The sequence below is a fragment of the Paraburkholderia haematera genome (assembly GCF_905220975.1).
In the GTDB taxonomy this organism is placed as follows: domain Bacteria; phylum Pseudomonadota; class Gammaproteobacteria; order Burkholderiales; family Burkholderiaceae; genus Paraburkholderia; species Paraburkholderia haematera.
Genome location: NZ_CAJNBK010000006.1, coordinates 130,513 through 147,516 on the forward strand (window position 1 = coordinate 130,513; position 17,004 = coordinate 147,516).

Annotated in this window: 17 protein-coding genes; 7 read left to right on the forward strand and 10 right to left on the reverse strand. The window is 58.4% G+C overall.

Translation table 11 applies throughout. The features are described from left to right. Positions 1-84: 84 nt before the first annotated feature. The 7 genes from KHO23_RS13755 to KHO23_RS13785 all read left to right on the forward strand — a co-directional run bounded on the left by KHO23_RS13755 (position 85) and on the right by KHO23_RS13785 (position 7,504). Positions 85-1,191 carry an ABC transporter ATP-binding protein gene (locus tag KHO23_RS13755; protein WP_211611786.1) on the forward strand — a complete coding sequence of 369 codons (1,107 nt, stop codon included), beginning with the start codon at positions 85-87 and terminating at the stop codon, positions 1,189-1,191. Between the two features lie 134 nt (positions 1,192-1,325). Then, positions 1,326-2,375 (forward strand): ABC transporter substrate-binding protein, encoded by a 1,050-nt coding sequence (locus KHO23_RS13760; RefSeq protein ID WP_211611965.1) that lies wholly within the window; start codon positions 1,326-1,328, stop codon positions 2,373-2,375. Between the two features lie 121 nt (positions 2,376-2,496). Continuing rightward, positions 2,497-3,774: an ABC transporter permease gene (locus KHO23_RS13765; RefSeq protein ID WP_211611787.1), complete on the forward strand. Its 1,278-nt coding sequence runs from the start codon at positions 2,497-2,499 to the stop codon at positions 3,772-3,774. A gap of 24 nt (positions 3,775-3,798) precedes the next feature. Further along, positions 3,799-4,638, forward strand: coding sequence for an ABC transporter permease (locus KHO23_RS13770; protein WP_211611788.1), 840 nt, complete (start codon positions 3,799-3,801; stop codon positions 4,636-4,638). Positions 4,639-4,788: 150 nt separating this feature from the next. After that, complete coding sequence (locus KHO23_RS13775; RefSeq protein WP_211611789.1) at positions 4,789-5,844, forward strand: OmpA family protein; 1,056 nt, start codon at positions 4,789-4,791, stop codon at positions 5,842-5,844. A gap of 290 nt (positions 5,845-6,134) precedes the next feature. Beyond that, a complete protein-coding gene (locus KHO23_RS13780; RefSeq protein ID WP_211611790.1) occupies positions 6,135-6,776 on the forward strand; it encodes a response regulator transcription factor in 642 nt (213 codons plus the stop codon). Further along, a complete protein-coding gene (locus KHO23_RS13785) occupies positions 6,773-7,504 on the forward strand; it encodes an Hpt domain-containing protein (protein ID WP_236066836.1) in 732 nt (243 codons plus the stop codon). The genes KHO23_RS13780 and KHO23_RS13785 overlap by 4 nt, the downstream gene beginning before the upstream one ends. 50 nt (positions 7,505-7,554) lie before the next feature. Here the strand turns inward: KHO23_RS13785 and KHO23_RS13790 are convergent, their stop codons facing one another. From KHO23_RS13790 to KHO23_RS13835, 10 genes are all read right to left on the reverse strand, one after another. After that, positions 7,555-8,388 (reverse strand): lytic transglycosylase domain-containing protein, encoded by an 834-nt coding sequence (locus KHO23_RS13790; RefSeq protein WP_211611791.1) that lies wholly within the window; start codon positions 8,386-8,388, stop codon positions 7,555-7,557. Positions 8,389-8,399: 11 nt separating this feature from the next. Beyond that, positions 8,400-9,140 carry a TadE/TadG family type IV pilus assembly protein gene (locus KHO23_RS13795; protein ID WP_211611792.1) on the reverse strand — a complete coding sequence of 247 codons (741 nt, stop codon included), beginning with the start codon at positions 9,138-9,140 and terminating at the stop codon, positions 8,400-8,402. A gap of 89 nt (positions 9,141-9,229) precedes the next feature. Further along, positions 9,230-9,580 (reverse strand): DUF192 domain-containing protein, encoded by a 351-nt coding sequence (locus KHO23_RS13800; protein ID WP_211611793.1) that lies wholly within the window; start codon positions 9,578-9,580, stop codon positions 9,230-9,232. Continuing rightward, the gene (locus KHO23_RS13805; protein WP_211611794.1) at positions 9,577-10,458 is read right to left on the reverse strand and encodes a type II secretion system F family protein; all 882 of its coding nucleotides are present in this window, start codon (positions 10,456-10,458) and stop codon (positions 9,577-9,579) included. Before KHO23_RS13805 ends, KHO23_RS13800 begins: the two co-directional genes overlap by 4 nt. A 3-nt stretch (positions 10,459-10,461) precedes the next feature. Next, positions 10,462-11,310: a type II secretion system F family protein gene (locus tag KHO23_RS13810; RefSeq protein WP_211611795.1), complete on the reverse strand. Its 849-nt coding sequence runs from the start codon at positions 11,308-11,310 to the stop codon at positions 10,462-10,464. 10 nt (positions 11,311-11,320) lie between these two features. Next, the gene (locus KHO23_RS13815; protein WP_211611796.1) at positions 11,321-13,267 is read right to left on the reverse strand and encodes an ATPase, T2SS/T4P/T4SS family; all 1,947 of its coding nucleotides are present in this window, start codon (positions 13,265-13,267) and stop codon (positions 11,321-11,323) included. Positions 13,268-13,289: 22 nt separating this feature from the next. Next, positions 13,290-14,966 (reverse strand): type II and III secretion system protein family protein, encoded by a 1,677-nt coding sequence (locus KHO23_RS13820; protein ID WP_211611797.1) that lies wholly within the window; start codon positions 14,964-14,966, stop codon positions 13,290-13,292. A 24-nt stretch (positions 14,967-14,990) separates the two neighbouring features. Beyond that, entirely contained in the window at positions 14,991-16,073 is a 1,083-nt protein-coding gene (gene cpaB / locus KHO23_RS13825) for a Flp pilus assembly protein CpaB (RefSeq protein WP_211611798.1), read from the reverse strand. Positions 16,074-16,093: 20 nt separating this feature from the next. Further along, a complete protein-coding gene (locus tag KHO23_RS13830; RefSeq protein ID WP_236066837.1) occupies positions 16,094-16,306 on the reverse strand; it encodes a hypothetical protein in 213 nt (70 codons plus the stop codon). Position 16,307: 1 nt separating this feature from the next. Next, positions 16,308-16,961 carry a hypothetical protein gene (locus KHO23_RS13835; protein WP_236066838.1) on the reverse strand — a complete coding sequence of 218 codons (654 nt, stop codon included), beginning with the start codon at positions 16,959-16,961 and terminating at the stop codon, positions 16,308-16,310. Positions 16,962-17,004: the final 43 nt, after the last annotated feature.

Genomic DNA, 17,004 nt, shown 5'->3' on the forward strand with positions numbered 1-17,004 from the left:
AAGAGACTATAGTGAGCCACGCAATAAATGCAATCCCGCTGTTTTGCAGGGGGAGCCGGCCGGACCGCAGAGGAGACTAGTGCGATGAAAACCGATGACGTGATCGTCAGCTTTCGAGGTGTACGCAAGACGTACGACGGCGAAACGCTGGTCGTCAAACAACTCGATCTGGATATCTATCAGGGTGAATTCCTGACGCTGCTCGGACCGTCCGGATCAGGGAAAACCACATGTCTGATGATGCTGGCGGGCTTCGAATTTCCCACCGGCGGCGAGATCTGGCTCGACGGCACGCTGCTCAATACCGTGCCGCCGCACAAGCGCAACATCGGCATGGTGTTTCAGAACTACGCGCTGTTTCCGCATTTGACGGTCGAGCAGAACGTCGCGTATCCGCTCACGGTGCGCAAACTCTCCGCCGAGGAGCGCGCGCACCGCACGAATAACGCGCTGAAGATGGTGCGCATGGAGAGCTTTGCAAAGCGTTATCCGGCGCAGCTTTCCGGCGGCCAGCAGCAACGTATTGCGTTGGCGCGGGCGCTCGTGTTCGAGCCGAAACTGGTGCTGATGGACGAGCCGCTTGGCGCACTCGACAAGCAGTTGCGCGAACACATGCAGTACGAACTTAAATCATTGCACGAAAAGCTTGGCGTCACCTTCGTGTACGTCACGCACGATCAGGGTGAGGCGCTGACCATGTCCGACCGCGTTGCCGTGTTCGATAAAGGCATCGTCCAGCAACTCGATACCGTGGACCGCCTGTACGAATCGCCGTGTAACGAGTTCGTCGCGAACTTCATCGGCGACAGCAACAAGCTGCGTGGCACGATCGCGAACGTCGACGGCGAGTACTGCGAGTTTCATCTGATTGACGGCACGCGCCTCACCGGCCGCAATATCGGTGGCGCGCGGGCGGGCACGCCGGCGGTCGCATGCATCCGGCCCGAGCGCATGAAGCTCGCTAACCTGGCGAATGGCGCCGCGCGGCCCGGTGCCAATGCGCTCGCCGGTGAAGCGCGCGGGCTGATCTATTTCGGCGACCACGTGCGGATGCGCTGCGGCCTGCCGGAGCAGGACGAGTGCTTCGTCAAGGTGCCGCTCGGTACTGACGCACTCGAAACCTTCGCACCCGGCGCGCCGGTCGCGCTGGAGTTCGCGCCCGAGCATCTGCGGGTGTTCGCAGGGGCGTGAAGGCGCTGTTGCAGGTAGTTCGACGTGAAGTGAGCAGCACATCGGCAGCACATCAGCAGCACATAAGAAGTCGCACCATACCTGGCTGAAGTTGAAAGCACACCACCAAAGGAGAGCAACACACCATGAGCACCATGAGCAAGATCGGGAAATCGCGCTGCGCCATCGCTGTCGGTGCTGTGGCGCTCGCGCTAGGCGCCGCGCAGGTCAATGCCGCTGAACTGACGGTCGTCAATTTCGGCGGCGCGAATGGCGACGCGCAAAAGGTCGCCTTCAACCAGCCGTTCGAAACGCAAACCAGCAACAAGGTGACCGCCGTCGAATACAACGGTGAGCAGGCCAAAGTGAAAGCGATGGTCGAAGCGAAGCATGTGAATTGGGACGTGGTGGAAGTTGAGTCGGGCGACATTGGCCGCGGCTGCGATGAAGGGCTGTACGAGAAGCTCGACTGGTCGAAGATCGGCAAGAAGTCGGATCTGATTCCTGAGGCGCCGCAAACGTGCGGCGTGGGTTTCTTCGTGTGGTCGACGGCGCTCGCGTATAACGCCGACAAGCTGAAAACCGCGCCGACCGGCTGGGCCGACTTCTGGGACGTGAAGAAATTCCCGGGCAAGCGCGCGATGCGCAAGGGCGCGCGTTACAACCTCGAATTCGCGCTGATGGCCGACGGTGTGGCACCGAAGGACGTCTACAAGGTGCTCGCCACCAAGGAAGGTCAGGACCGCGCGTTCAAGAAGCTCGACGAACTGAAGCCGAATATCCAGTGGTGGGAAGCGGGTGCGCAGCCGCCGCAATTCCTCGTTGCGGGTGACGTGGTGATGTCCACCGCGTACAACGGCCGGATCGACGCCGCGCAGAAGGAAGGCAAGAACCTTAAGGTTGTGTGGAACGGCAGCATTTACGACCTCGACTATTGGGCGATTCCGAAGGGCACGCCGAACAAGGCGCTGGCTGAGAAGTACATTGCCTATTCGATCTCGTCGAAGCCGCAGCAGGACTACGCGCACAACATCGCGTACGGTCCGGTGAACGTGGCGGCCATCAAGGCGCTCGATGCGAAGACGCTTGCCAATCTGCCGAACTCGCCGGCTAACGGCAAGAACGCGGTGCTGCAGAATCTTGCGTTCTGGACGGATCATGGCGATGAACTGGAGCAACGTTTTTCGTCGTGGGCTTCGAAGTAATTAGCTGGGTCTGAGGAGGCGCGGCTCGATTAAGTCGAGTTGCGCTTTGACGGAGTAACGCAAGGCGCGCGCATGTCGGTCCGACGTGCGCGCGGTACGACGCAAAAGCAGGAGACGAGGTGTGACTACGATGACGATCGCCGCCGATTCAACGCCTGAGTCGACTATTCGGCTCAAGCGAGAACTGAAAGCAGCGGAAGCGAAAAAGCGCGCAATGGCGCTGCTGCTGATCGCACCGCTCGCCATTTTTCTACTGCTGATTTTTGTCGTGCCTATTGGCGCGCTGCTGACGCGCGCCGCGCAAAATCCGGAAGTGGTGGGTGCCTTGCCACATACGCTGCAAGCATTGAGTGGTTGGGATCGCAAGACGCTGCCTCCCGATGCCGCCTACGCCGGATTGGCCGTTGACCTGACTGCGGTCGCCGATAGCGACGGCATGGGTGCGCTGGCACGCCGCCTGAACGTCGAAATTCCCGGCTACCGGTCTCTGGTAGCAAAATCGGCACACGCCATGCCGTTCGCCGACGACAACAGCAAGCCGCTTAACCTCACGCCTGCCCAGATCCACGCGAAGTTCGTCGAACTTGACGAGCGCTGGAACGACGTCGCGTATTGGCAGGCGATCGCAAAGAATTCAGGTGCGTATTCGCCGTTTTATCTATTGGCTTCTCTGGACCATAAGCAGGACGCGTTCGGCCATATTATTCCGACCGACCCCGACCAACAGATCTACCTCGCCGTATTCAGCCGTACGTTTGTGATCGGTGCAGCCGTCACGTTTTTCGCGCTCCTGCTCGGCTATCCGCTCGCTTACTGGATCTCGACGCTGTCCGACCGTCGCGCGAATCTGGTGATGATTCTTGTGCTGATTCCGTTCTGGACGTCGATCCTCGTGCGTGTCGCGGCGTGGATCGTGATTCTGCAAAGCGAGGGCCTGGTGAACAAAGCGCTGATCGCGAGTGGCCTGCTGCATGACCCGCTGTCGCTGCTGTTCAACCGCACCGGCGTGTACATCTCGATGACGCACATTCTGCTGCCGTTCATGATCCTGCCGCTGTACAGCGTGATGAAGTCCATCCCGCCGACGTATCAGCGCGCCGCGATTTCGCTCGGCAGCCATCCGTTTGCCGCGTTCTGGCGCGTGTACGTGCCGCAGACGTATCCGGGCATCGGCGCAGGCGCGCTGCTGGTGTTCATTCTGGCGATTGGTTACTACATCACGCCGGCCTTGCTCGGCGGGCCGGGCGATCAGATGGTCAGCTACTACGTCGCGTATTTCACCAACGTGACAATCAACTGGGGCATGGCGTGCGCGCTCGGCGGTTTGCTGCTCGCCGCTACGCTTGTGCTGTATGTCATCTACGGGCGCTTCACGCGTTCGTCATTGAGCCTCGGCTGATTGCCCGAACGGAGCCTACTCGCGATGAAACTTGCCAAGCCCTTGTTTGCGCCGCATACGTCTTTCGTTGAGCGCGTGTGGTACTTCACGCTGCGCGCGCTTGCCGTGCTCACGCTGCTGTATCTGATCCTGCCGGTGTTAGCGATCGTGCCGCTGTCGTTTTCGTCGAGCACGTTTCTGGTGTATCCGATTCCAGGTTGGTCGCTGCGCTGGTATGAAAACCTGATCGGCTCCGATGAATGGCGCATGGCAGCAAAGAATAGCTTTATCGTCGCGCCGTCGGCGACTGTGGTGGCGACTGTGCTCGGCACCTTGGCCGCGATCGGCCTGACTAAAGCCAACTTCCGTGGCAAGGCGCTGCTGATGGCAATCCTGATTTCGCCGATGATCGTGCCGGTGGTGGTGGTCGGTGTCGGCATGTATCTGTTCTTTGCGCCGCTTGGATTGGCGAATACGTATATCGGGCTGATTCTCGCGCATGCGTCGCTCGGAGTTCCGTTCGTTGTGACGACGGTGGCGGCGACGTTGCAGGGCTTCAACTACAACCTGGTGCGTGCGAGTTTGTCGCTGGGTGCGAATCCGGTGAAGACGTTTTTCCGCATCACGTTGCCGGTGATTGCGCCGGGTGTGATTTCGGGTGCGTTGTTTGCGTTCGCGACCTCGTTCGATGAGGTGGTCGTTACGCTGTTTCTGGCCGGCGCGGATCAGACGACGCTGCCGCGTCAGATGTTCACGGGTATTCGCGAGAACATCAGCCCGACTATTGCGGCGTTGGCCACGATTCTGATTGTGTTTTCCACCAGCCTGTTGCTCGCGTTGGAATGGTTGCGGGGAAGGAATGCGGCGCGGGCGGTGAAGGCGTAATTTTCGCACCGGGTGACAGCCGTTATGCAGCATGATTGTCAACGTGTAGATTTTCCGACGCGATTCTAAGAATGTTCCCATTCCGTCCCGGTCTGCGTCTCTTCATACTCGGAGCCTTCTTAAAGAAGATGCGCTCGACGCAGATAAGCGATGAATTTTCAGCTAACGGTGCTAGCTATTGCGCTGGCTTTGTCAGGCTGCACGGGTCATGCCGCGCGTGAGCGTCTCGGCATTGAAGATGCCACGGTCCTGAAGACGGGAATCGGCGCATCGCAAGACGAAGCAGCAGGCGCGGCGAACGCGCAATGGATCGGCGCATACGTCCCGATCGGCAACAGCCGCACTGCGCTGGCATCGTTGCAACAGCGGCTCGATCAATTGCCGGGCGACAAGACCGGCTACTTCCACGCAAAAGCACAATGCTGGATCGACGCCGCTCAGCAGGCACGGCAGGCCAACGATCACTGGGGCTTCGTTGAGGAAGCCATCGGCCAGGCTGCGGTGATCACAATGAGTCTCGAAAACGGCACGCCGTTGTCCGCTGCCAATCCAGTTTTGCGAACCGTGTCGACGGTGCGTCCTGATCTGTGGCAAATCGTTAATACCATCAAGGCCGACTCTGCCACCGCCCAATGTCCGGAGGCGCAACAGCCTCTCGCGTGTGCTGAAGTCGAATTGATTCAGGCTGGGCATGACGCATGGGCGCGTAATTTCGCCTCCGCTGAAAAGCGTTTACCGGAGATTCAGGGCAAGTTGCGCAAGTCGGCCGAGACAGCATTGCAATGCGTGCAAGCGAAGCAGGTGTCGGTAGCACCGATGCGAGCACAGCAAAATATCACGCTGCGAGCGGACTCCCTTTTCCGCTTCAATGGTGCTAACGAGGCAGCGATTTTGCCGGCCGGTAAGAAACACCTCGACGACGTGGTGACCGGGTTGAGCAAGGTTTCAGCTATTCGCGAACTGAAGATCACGGGCTACGCCGACCGCCTCGGCAGTGATGTGTATAACCAGAATCTGTCTTTGCAACGTGCACAGACTGTCATGCGTTATCTGCGCGGCCACGGTGTGACATTGCCGATAGTCGCGCTGGGTCAAGGCAGTGCGAATCAGGTGGTTACTTGTAAGCAAACAAAGCACGATGAACTGGTGAAATGTCTTGCGCCCAACCGGCGCGTGGAGATCCAGTTCCTGGTCGCCGGCTCGTAGCTTGCCTGTGTATCGGGAATGACGGTGGGTATCGACGGATGATGTCGTTGTTAAATCGGCCAACATGTCGACTACTCAACGTCATATCCCGGTGTTATCTCATGTCCCTTAATCTTTATTCCCCGTAATTAACAGCGAGAGGCTGGCAAGCCTACATCCGAAGATATTTGCGGCTGGAAATCTCCGATAGATGACGCAGCAGATTATTTCGTTCGATTGCGGATTCTTTGGAGTTGTTGCCAATGATCGTTGCCTTGGTAAGTGGAAAATTAATTAGGAATACAATATATATGTCTACAATTTTGATTATCGACGACCATCCAGCATTTCGACTGGTTATCAAGACGCAGCTCATGCAATTGCTTGGCATCGAAGAAGTAATCGAGGCCGACAATGGACAAACTGCTGTCGAATTGGCGCGTCAGTACACTCCAAAACTTGCAATACTTGATCTCGATATTCCGCGTATCAGTGGGCTTGATGTCATCCCGCGCCTTAAGCTGGCGCATCCGGGGATTCGCATGCTGGTGTTGTCAGGTCAGGATCCGGCCACGTTTGCGCCACGGGCAATGCGCTCCGGGGCGCAAGGCTTCGTCGCTAAGTCGCAGGAAATGAAGGAAATCATCCGCGGCGTGGAGGCCGTACTGGCCGGTTATACCGTGTTTCCCGTAAGCGCTGCGGTTAGTGGACTCTCGTCCAATTCGGATGGTGCGCAAGAGGAAGACAGACTTACCCTGTTATCGGATAAGGAACTCGTCATCTTGCAGATGCTTTCGAAAGGCATGTCGAACAAGATAATTGGTGACGCGCTGTTTATCAGCAACAAAACCGTGAGTAGCCACAAGACCCGTATCATGCAAAAGCTAGGGGTAAAGTCGCTCGTTGAACTGATCGATCTGGCGCGCCGCTGCCGGATCGCGTCGTCGCAGTGAGCGAGGATGTCACGGCTAAATCAATGCATCACGCCATTCTTGTAAGCACCGATTCCACATGGGGACAGGCGAGCGGCCTGAGTGCAATGCTGGCACGTCTTGGTTTCAAGCCATGCACAGACTCAGGTGAGAAATCGGGTCGGGCCGCATTGGCGCTGGTCCACTGTGCTGCGGAGGATCGAGGTGAGACTTCGGCCTTCTCTCATCCCGTGATGGGTCCGCATGGCCTGCGATTTGCAGTGGTGCCGGCCGACATCGGCCCGTCGACGCGTGCTGAACTAGCTGAAAAATTCGACTGTCTTCTGACCGCACCTGTCGATGAGGTTGCCTTATGTGAAGCGTTGGCTTTGCGACGATACATTGCGCTCGCCCCGGGCGAACGTGTATCGCTGCGCGCCAAAGTTCTTGAACTTGCCTGTGGCGACGATGCAACTGCAGTCTGCTTGCTGCGTCTGATTATCAACACCAATCGAACCACACTCGCGCAGCTGTGTGACAAGGTCAAGGCAGGTTCGTGGGAAGAGGTGTGTAGCGCAGCGCATCGGATCGTAGGGTCGGCACGGATGCTCGACTGCTTCGGGTTGATCGCTTTGCTGATGCGTCTGGAAGATGCCGCGCGGGAGCGTGAGGTTGCGTTGGCGACCGCGCTTCTGCCGCTGGTGGTCGATGCACTCGAAAGTCTCGACGTATCAATGCAGGAAGCACTCGAGGTTGCAGGGCAGCACTAAGTTGCGGTCACTTTGTCTTTGGTGGCACGTTTGTTTGCACGTTCGGTGATCTATCTGATCACCAAAAGACGTCCGCGAGAACCGTCAGCTATCGCCTGCCCGGATGCGATGTCAGTGGAAGACATGGCATCCCGATACCGCATATATCGTGCGATGACCTTGGGTACGTAGTTCATTGTCTCCGCATAGGGCGGAATCTGCCCACCGTATTTCTGCACCGCGCCCTCGCCGGCGTTGTAAGCGGCGAGTACGAGTTGCAGGTCTCCGAACTGGCGCATCAATTGCTTCAGATAACGCGCTCCCGCTGCAATGTTCTGGCGCGGATCGAACAGATTCGATGCGCCGTGTCGCGCACCCGTGCCCGGCATCAGTTGCATGAGTCCGGTGGCGCCTTTAGGTGAAACAGCCTGCGGATTGCCCCCCGACTCGACGTCGATTACCGCCATCAGTAGCGCGCCGTCCATATCGGTGGCGCGTGCGGCTTCGTTGATCACCGGCGCGAGTGCCATGACGCGAGAGGCGACCGAAGGGGAAGGGCCCAGCGCAGGGCCACTTGATTGAGGGTAGCCCGGCTGGATGACAACAGATAGTGGTTTCGAGTCGTCGTCTGCGGCATCCGGTTGCGGTGAGGCCGTGGGTGTTGTCGGCGAGACGGTATCGTCCGCACTCGTCATTCCTCCGACCATCATGGCCACGCTGGATGTACCGTGGACGCGCGCTACCGCCGCTTCGGCTGCCTCTGTGCAGGTCGGCAGGGAAATCGCCCCTGCTATCAGACCGACCAGGAGCGATCGATGAAGGCGTATGGCCGGAAGCACCTCCTTCTGACAGGAGCGAACTCGTTTCTCTACTGCATCCGGGAATGCCGACAGCCACTTTTTCATACAGCGTGCCATCAATTGCCCGTCGGATTTGGGGAGTCATTCGCCGCGGAAATCCTGAAGGGCGACTGCATGCGTACTATCGCCTCCGAATCCAGTGACAGCGGCCAGCGGCCCGTGGCGATGCCGTCCACGAGTTTGACTTTGCACAGCGCGTCGCCATTTTTTGGTGAACCGTAAGGATCTCTGACCAGGTTATCCGGCTCGCGCGTCAGAATGCCCATCGTGCCGATACTGCCGATCACGTTGACCGCGTAGTAGAGCACCTTGTTCACCAGCGGCACGTACATGTTGTAGCAGTAGTGCACATGAATCTTCAAGAGGTTCGCATCCTGAATGTTCATTTGAGAGGTGGGGCCTAGCGTGTTGGAATCGCGATACATCAACGAGTCGTTCGGGATCTCCATGATGGGATTGGATGGATCAAGATAGACGCGTGGTTGCGAAAAATCTCGCACGGCTTCTGTTGTGGGATTCAGCACGGTAATAACGCTGAAATTGACTGCGTCTGCCTGTGCCTTGGCCAGCGCTGCCGCTACTCCATCGGCGTCAGCATGGCGCGCGTAGATCGGCGTAAGACCGCGGGCGAGGCCTGCTTGCATCGCCTTCATCGAGCCGTTGTTGACCGCTCCCTCGCGGGCAGCCTCAAGCACGGCGACGTCTAACGTCGATTTCGCCTGATACAGCAGCACGAACTGCACGGTTGCAAATCCCACGAAAAGCAGTGCCGGCGCGATGATGATGAACTCCACCATTGACTGACCCGACTGTCTGAGTCTGCGGGCGCTTCGAGTCAATCTCGGGCGAAGCGACTTGAGGTTCTGCAACATGGAACGGGGGTGATTCACCGGATGGCCTCGAAATCAAGGGTATCGCCGCTTGCAAGACCGTGCAACCGTGCAGTGCCTGCAGGCATTTCCAGGGTTTGGGTCGCGCGGAGGTTAAACAACATACGTCGCTTCGACACGTTAGGGCGGATCGCGACGATACGCTGGTGCCGATCAAGAAAAAGCACGTCGATGGCAAAACGCATGCCGAACGTGTGCACGGATCCGCAACGCTTGAGAAGCAACGCTTCGTCGTGTGGAAGATGGTCGTGGTCAAGCAGTCCGCGCATGCGCTCACGCGTGGTTTGCGTGATCGACACCTTGACGCCAAGGTCGCGTCCGCGAACGTGAAGGCGGGTCAAAATCACAGCAGACCTTCCTGCACGAACTTCATTGCGATCGGGAAACCCAGCACGATGAAGGTGATCGGGAAAATGAAGACCAACAACGGGAACACCAGTTTCACCGGTGCTTCCATCGCCTGCTTCTCTGCTCGCTGGAAGCGTTCAGAGCGGCGTTGTTCAGATTGAAATCGCAACGATTTCGCAAGTCCGGAACCCATCCGTTCTGCCTGGACGACTGCGCCCACGAGATTCGTCACTTCCTTGATGCGCAGCCGGTCGTCCAGTCGACGCAGCGATTCGGTGCGGTTCAGGCCGGACTTCAAGTCGCGAAGCACATGTTCGAACTCCCAGCGCAGTGGACCATCCGGACCCTTTTCGACAGCCTTCTGCAGGGCGCCATTGATATTCAGCCCTGCTTCGACGGCAAGCGTCAGAAAGTCGAGATAGATTGGCAGGTGCTTCACAATCCGCGCAACACGGCGGCGCCGGACATCCCGCGTCCAGATACGCGGGTAGAAGTACCCGAGCATGGCCACTCCAACCAGCACCCAAAACGAGAACATGCCGAGTGCGAGCATCAGTAGGAGCGCGACAAGCGAAGCCACTACGGAGGCGATGATCGACAAGGACAGGAATTGACGCGCGTTCATCAGGAACACGAGCGACGTCAGCCGTAGTTGCAGATCAGTCTTCTCGACGAGTTTCGCACTGAATTTATCGCCGAAATGGAAGTCGACGAACTTGACGAGTGGCCAAAGTACCCGCAGCGACTTGGGTAACGGATCAAGAAAAGTACGGCTCTCTTCCGGCACGACGCCCGTCAATCCAGTAACGGACTTAAAAACGATGACCCCGAGGACAATCACGCCGAGACTGACGGCAAAAGCAATAAATAGCAGCATAGGTTACACGTCGATATTGGTGATCTTGGAGATGGAGACGTAGCCGAGGACTTCCATCACACCGATCACTGCCAAGGTGGCCCAGCCAACGGGTTCGCTAAAGAGCGGGGCCATCGCCTTGGGTTCCATGAAGCGCAGAACCAGCATCAGAAACAACGGCAGACACGTCATCACAATGCCTTGCATGCGGCCCTGCGACGTAAGCGCCTTGATCTTGCCTTCCATCTGCAGTTTTTCGCGCAGCGTACGTGCGACGGACTCGAGTGCCTCGGCGAGGTTTCCGCCCACCTCACGCGCGATAGTGACGGCGGCCGTTACCATCAAGAAGTCGGGAATGGGGATACGTTTCTCGACGTTGCGCATGGCGATATCAAGATCAATGCCCAGACGGATCTCTCGCATCAGCAGGTCGAATTCCTGCGAGATAGGTGCGGCGCTTTCTTGCACGACAGCTTCCAGTGCCGCAGGAAAACTGGCACCGGCCCGCAGCGCACCGGACATCATCAGCAAGGCGTCGGGCAATTGTTTCTCGACGGCCTCGATACGTTTCTTGCGCATCCGTGCCAGGTATTTCTTGGGCAACATCATCGCGAGCGGCACGGACGCCAGCGCGACCAGAATGTTATGGCTTAGCAGGAAAACAATAATCGGCAGTCCGACGATGGCCAGCATGCTCCACGCAGCCATCTTTTGCTGGTTCACGAACACGAATGCGTCGGCAAGTGACGATTCGATTTCACCTGCCATCTGGCGCGAACCGGCTTTGATAGTGGAGGTCCCCGTACGGATGGCCATCCAGATCAGGAAAACGCTGCCGAAGAACGCCAGCGCGAGAATGATGGGAAGACTCATGACCGCTCGCTCAATCTATTCGTGTGAAGATTTCTGTATTCACGGGGATCCGCCTGCGGATCAACTCCTGATAGAAGTCAGGAATGTAGGCTGTTGGCACAAACTTGCCCTGGATCTTGCCCTGCTCGCTGAACCCTTCTTCCTTGAAGACGAAAACGTCCTGAAGCGTGATGACGCCCGACTCCATGCCGCTGACTTCCGTCACGTGGGTGACGCGACGGGAGCCGCAGGAGAAACGGGACTGTTGCACGATAATGTCGACCGCCGAGCAGATCTGTTCACGAATAGCCTGGACGGGAAGGTCAAGACCAGCCATCAGCGTCATCACTTCGAGACGCGCGATACAGTCACGCGGCGTGTTCGCGTGCGCGGTGGTGAGCGAGCCGTCGTGCCCGGTGTTCATTGCCTGCAGCATGTCCAATGCTTCGCCGCCCCGGCATTCGCCGATGACGATCCGGTCAGGACGCATCCGCAGGCAGTTCTTCACGAGATCGCGGATGTGCACTGCACCCTTGCCTTCCATGTTGGCGGGGCGTGCTTCGAGCGAAACGAGATTAGGCTGCGAAAGTTGCAGTTCGGCCGCGTCTTCCACGGTGACAATCCGCTCGTTGTCAGGGATGTAGCTCGACAGCACATTCAGCAAGGTTGTTTTGCCCGAGCCAGTACCACCTGAAATAATAATGTTCGCGCCCTGTTCCACGGCGGTGTGCAGGAACTCGAGCATTTCCGGCGACAACGTGCCGAATTTGATCAGGTCCTCGCCTTGCAGCTTGCGTTTGGAGAACTTCCGGATGGTGATGCTTGGACCTTTCAGCGCAAGGGGCGGAATCACAGCGTTCACACGAGAGCCGTCCGCGAGACGTGCGTCGACCATCGGCGAGCTTTCGTCGATCCGGCGGCCGATCGGAGCAACGATCCGCTCAATCGCACCGAGCACAGCGCGGTCGTCGGTGAAGATCACTGGCGAACGGGTCAGTCGTCCGGACTGCTCGATGAAAATTTCGTTATGGCAGTTGACCATGATTTCCGTCACGCTCTCGTCCGCGATCAATTCTTCAAGCGGTCCGAGACCGATGATTTCATCAAAGATGCTTTTTTTCAGGATCTCAATTGGAATGTCGGGAGTCCGGAAACTGCTGTCGTGATTGAAAATTTCGTCGAGCGCGGTGCTGACAGTTTTGCGCAACTCGTCTTCTTCCATACGCGCGACGTTCAGGCGGCGCAGGTCAAGCGCGGCGATGACCTTCATATGCGCCAGCTTACGCAGTTCGATTCCGTGTGGACTATTGATTGGTGCCACAGGCAACTCTTCTGCTGCCGTTTTCTTCGCGTGCAGGGGTTGCATGCGCAGCGGGGCTTCGACAGGCGCTGGCCGTGGGGCAGGGGTGCTCTCGCGTGGCGCTGCCTGTTGAACGTTGAACTGCGGCGCGGCGAGCGGCGCAGCCGGTTCAGCCACGTGGGACGGCGCGACGGCTGACGTTTGCGATGCGGCGCTTGTCCCGTTCAATGACCAGGCGTCGGCAGCTGTCTCGCCAGGCGCGGAGGATGATTGCGCATGCGTTGGTATCGCTGTCGCCGTCTGCGAACCGTGTGATGCCGGTGGGCTGTTCTGTTGCGGCACGGATGCTGCCTGTGCCTGTGCCTGTTCCTGCGCCGCGCGCGCGGCGCTCACCGGACGCATGATCTTGAAGGTCGCCGTGCCAATTTCGATCTGGTCCACTTCCGTCAGGGGGCCATAGCGCGTGATTGGCGAGCCATTGACGAGTGTAGCCGCGATACCGCCTTGGTCCTCGATGTAGTACGCGTTGTGTTCCCTCACGATGCGAGCTTGTAGCTTGCCGACCAGCATGCCCTTAACCAGGATGTCACAGCTGGCGTCCTTGCCGATGGTGCAACCCTGATCGATCGCGAAAGCGCGTACTGGCGCGTTACGGGTGTGTACTTGCAAATTGAGCATCTAACTTCTCCACGAGGTCCGGTCAGTTGCCTGAGTTGCCAAGAACGCCGACCTGCGGCGGCAGCTTGCCGTTGCCGGCAGGTTGCGCTGCGTTGGACGGAGCGGGCGGCGCAATCGGCGGGTTCTGTGCAGCGTTCAACATGAGCAGCGCGTCCGCGACGCCCGGCGGCGGCGTACTCACTGACGGCTGCGGAGGTAGAGGTTGGGACGGCACGTCGTTGCCGGGTTGAGGCCGGGTCTGGCCTGGAACCGGCGTGTACGAGAACCCTTCTTCGACCGGCGCTTGCACGGGCCTACTGCGAACTGGCTCGGGAGGCAACGCAGGGGTTGGGCCGATGGGTTGACGCGGTGCCGGCGTAAGCGCCGCCTTCTCCTCATCGTCGAGCAACGGATTGGGATTGCCATATTCCTTGCGATATCGCTGATCCATTTTGTCCGCGCGCGCCAGCAGATCCGTGTTGGGCGCCAGGTCCGGATCGGAAATGAGCGGCGTCACAAAAATTACGAGATCGCTCTTCTTAGCGCGGAACTTGTCCGAACGAAACAATTGCCCGATGATCGGCAATTTGCCGAGGAACGGCATACCGACGCTGTCCGTGAGGGCATCCGCGCTGACCAGGCCAGAAATGGCGAGAGTTTCGCCGGGGCGCATCGAAATGTCCGAACTTGTGTTGCGAGTCAGGAAGCCAGGCATCCCGCCGTAGGTGACGCTAGGATCGATCTGGCTGATTTCGGTCGTCAGATGCGCGGAGATGATGTTGTTCGCATCGACAACGGGGATGATGTTCAGTTTGATGCCGTACGGCTTGTATTCGACATTGGTGGTGCCAAGTGCGCCGGACTGAGGAATCGGCACTTCGCCGCCCGCCAGGAAGCTTGCGGTGCCGCCGCTCTTCGTATTCAGTTCGGGTGCCGCGAGGATGTACGCGTCGCCGTTTTCAATGGCGAAGTTGATCTGCGAGGTGATGTTAGAGGCAATGCCCGCGAGGAAATAACTCGTGCCTGCCGTAACCGCTTTCGCGGCGCCCGTCGCGACGCTCGTGGCGCCGCCGATCTGCGGCCCCTTGAAGCTGCTGTCCCACGCAATGCCAAGGTTCTTCTGTGCGGTGCGCGTGACTTCCATGATCTGCACCTTGAAGTGGACGGTCTTCTTGAGCGCGTCTCCTTCATCGACCGTGGTGGTGTCGATTACGTTCTTCATGTCTTGGGTAGCGGACTTGACGATCGCTACCATGTCGCGATGCACGGTGCCCGACAACACGATATTGGAGCCGATGGAGTCGATGCGCAGGCCGGATACCGACTTCAGTACCGCGCGCAACTGGTCCACCGACGCATTGACTTCAGCCTTCGCGATACGCACTGTGGTCTGCAACGCAATACCTTTTTCGTTCCACACAACAAGGGACGTCATACCGTCCTGCTCGCCAAGCAGCATCAGGCTACCGTCGACCACATTCGCGGTAATCAGTTTGCCGTTGCCGATCGCGATCCGCTTGATGGTGCCGGGCAAATGCAGAATACGTACTTCGCCACGAAACATCTCGAGCACGCGGGTGCTGGCGGGCGCTTCGTCGTTGGCGGACGAGTAGGCGACTTGAGCGAGTGCAGCCGGAGCAGCGTCGCATAACAGAATGCCGATAAGAACGGACGGCAAGACCCGGCGGCGCAAATGCGTCGCATTGTGTGTGACTTTCATGATGTGAAACCTGTGCTCTGTACTTTAGTTCTGCTGTGACGCACTGGGCGCAACGGCTTTCTGCAGTTGTTGGGCGATTGCATTGGCCTGCTCATAGAGGCTTGGCCGGCGTGACGGCAAAGCTGCCGTTGGCTGCGCGGTATTGGCCGGTGCGGGCGCAGCAGTTGGTGTGTTCTGTGCCGTAGCGGACGGAAGGCCTTGGGGAACGATTACACCGCCAGTTGCTCCGCCGCCGGAAATGACTTCAACAACCGGACCGGTGGAATCCACCTTTTTCCGACCGGCGTCGATGAACACGTCGCTCTCTTTCACGAGCAACGGAACATCCGTACCCTTATCCTCAGAATTGCGCAGAATGAGGCGCAGACCGCCGATTTTTTGTGCAAGGGCGATCCGCGGTGCGTCCTCCACCGGAACCTGTAGCGTGACGGTGGTGTAGCCAATGCCTTCCTGTCGGCTCATCGCGCTGCTGTTGGCGTTGGCCTGGTCCTGCTCCTGAGCCTCGCCGGCGTCGCGCGGACGCATATCCTGTCCGGTGGCGAGAATCAGAACGTTCGGCATGATGAGTTGGGCCATCTTCGTGTCGTCGGAGCTCTGGCCTTGGTGGAAGACCTTGCCCACCCAATACACGTCTACCCGGTTACCTGGGCGGAGCATCAAAGCCGTTGAGTTGACCGTATCGATTTCGACGGTGACTGCGCGTTGCCCTTCAGCCAGGATGTCCGAAAAATCACGGCCCTTTAGCGCATCAATGTCGCCAGCGCGCAAAGGCAGACCACGGCGTACCGCTTTGACCAGATGCGAGCTGCGGTATTGCTGAAATGCGTCGGCGCGAATCATGTCGTCATAAACCAGATCGGGCGCAATCTCGCGAGAAACAAAGTCGCCGTTCGACAGCGGTGTGCCGATCGGTGAATCTTTTGCGGGCACAACGACCTCTATGCCGGCGCGCACGCGACGTGCGGCCATATCGGCTTTGAGCTTGTTCTCCCGATCAGTCAGGTAGGTATACAGAAGGAAAGTCAGGCCACCGGCGATCAACACAGCCAGGATCAGCAGTACCCATGAATTTCCAAGAAGCGAGCGAAGGTTAATTTTTTTAAGCATAACTATTTGACCTTGAAAGGTCAGGGAAGCGAGAGAGCGAAGCTATAAGCGCCAAACAAAGATCTGAAGGTGGCAGCGATAGAAGGGAAGAATGGCAAAGCCGGGTTTTCCCAGAACAACCCTATTGCCGCAATGAACACGAGAGCTGTGATGGTGATGTATTCCGCGTAGGCCTGACCGCGTTGCCGACTGAGCCGTACGACAGGTGTTTTCATAAGTCCCGGTTGTTTCATCTCAACGGCTCCTGATTGCATTGATGACCGCCACGGTCTTTCCATCGCGATCTGAAAAACTCGCGTCGACGCTATCCGCATCGCGCTGCATGACGAACGCCGTGCCTGCGACAGATCGCGCACCGCTGGATTGATAGTCAGGCTGACGGCCAACACTCGACCATCGCTGCGCTGCAAGCCTGTTGCGATATTGCAGCGCATTCCAGCGCGCGTCGCCTTGTAGATTGATCATCCACGTACGTCCGGTTTGACCGGGATCGCGACTTTCGATATCCGAGACGACCTTGCCGCCTTCAGGCAGCGGAATGGCTGCATCAGGAATACGATGGGTTACCTGTTCGTTGCCAACTCTGATCACGCTCATGAGTCCGCGCGTGCGGGATCCGTCCGGTTGTGGCGCGATGGTGAGCGTGTAAAGACACGGGCCGTCGAGAGCGCTGAGCAGCAGCCCCGAAGGGTTGTTCTGGCTCTTCGCGGGTACATTTTCGGCGGTCCAGAACTCGCGGAATGCCTTTGACACGTCGTCTGGCGTTCCGGCGTACTGTATGCCGACGATTGACGTCGCCACTCCATTCACGATCATGTCCCGGCCGATAGCCTGAACACTTTGCGGTTGCACTGGCTGCTTGTTGCACGCAGTGCCGGCCACCGCCACACCGGCGATCAACGCGCCGGCGAGGCAACCGCCGCGCGCAAGG

What these genes read in the sequence shown, in the direction of transcription:
- KHO23_RS13755 (WP_211611786.1), top strand. Translation starts at nt 85, where the DNA reads ATGAAAACCGATGACGTGATCGTCAGCTTTCGAGGTGTACGCAAGACG.
- KHO23_RS13760 (WP_211611965.1), top strand. Translation starts at nt 1,326, where the DNA reads ATGAGCAAGATCGGGAAATCGCGCTGCGCCATCGCTGTCGGTGCTGTG.
- KHO23_RS13770 (WP_211611788.1), top strand. Translation starts at nt 3,799, where the DNA reads ATGAAACTTGCCAAGCCCTTGTTTGCGCCGCATACGTCTTTCGTTGAG.
- KHO23_RS13775 (WP_211611789.1), top strand. Translation starts at nt 4,789, where the DNA reads ATGAATTTTCAGCTAACGGTGCTAGCTATTGCGCTGGCTTTGTCAGGC.
- KHO23_RS13780 (WP_211611790.1), top strand. Translation starts at nt 6,135, where the DNA reads ATGTCTACAATTTTGATTATCGACGACCATCCAGCATTTCGACTGGTT.
- KHO23_RS13790 (WP_211611791.1), bottom strand. Translation starts at nt 8,388, where the DNA reads ATGAAAAAGTGGCTGTCGGCATTCCCGGATGCAGTAGAGAAACGAGTT.
- KHO23_RS13795 (WP_211611792.1), bottom strand. Translation starts at nt 9,140, where the DNA reads ATGGTGGAGTTCATCATCATCGCGCCGGCACTGCTTTTCGTGGGATTT.
- KHO23_RS13805 (WP_211611794.1), bottom strand. Translation starts at nt 10,458, where the DNA reads ATGCTGCTATTTATTGCTTTTGCCGTCAGTCTCGGCGTGATTGTCCTC.
- KHO23_RS13810 (WP_211611795.1), bottom strand. Translation starts at nt 11,310, where the DNA reads ATGAGTCTTCCCATCATTCTCGCGCTGGCGTTCTTCGGCAGCGTTTTC.
- KHO23_RS13815 (WP_211611796.1), bottom strand. Translation starts at nt 13,267, where the DNA reads ATGCTCAATTTGCAAGTACACACCCGTAACGCGCCAGTACGCGCTTTC.
- KHO23_RS13820 (WP_211611797.1), bottom strand. Translation starts at nt 14,966, where the DNA reads ATGAAAGTCACACACAATGCGACGCATTTGCGCCGCCGGGTCTTGCCG.
- cpaB (WP_211611798.1), bottom strand. Translation starts at nt 16,073, where the DNA reads ATGCTTAAAAAAATTAACCTTCGCTCGCTTCTTGGAAATTCATGGGTA.
- KHO23_RS13830 (WP_236066837.1), bottom strand. Translation starts at nt 16,306, where the DNA reads ATGAAACAACCGGGACTTATGAAAACACCTGTCGTACGGCTCAGTCGG.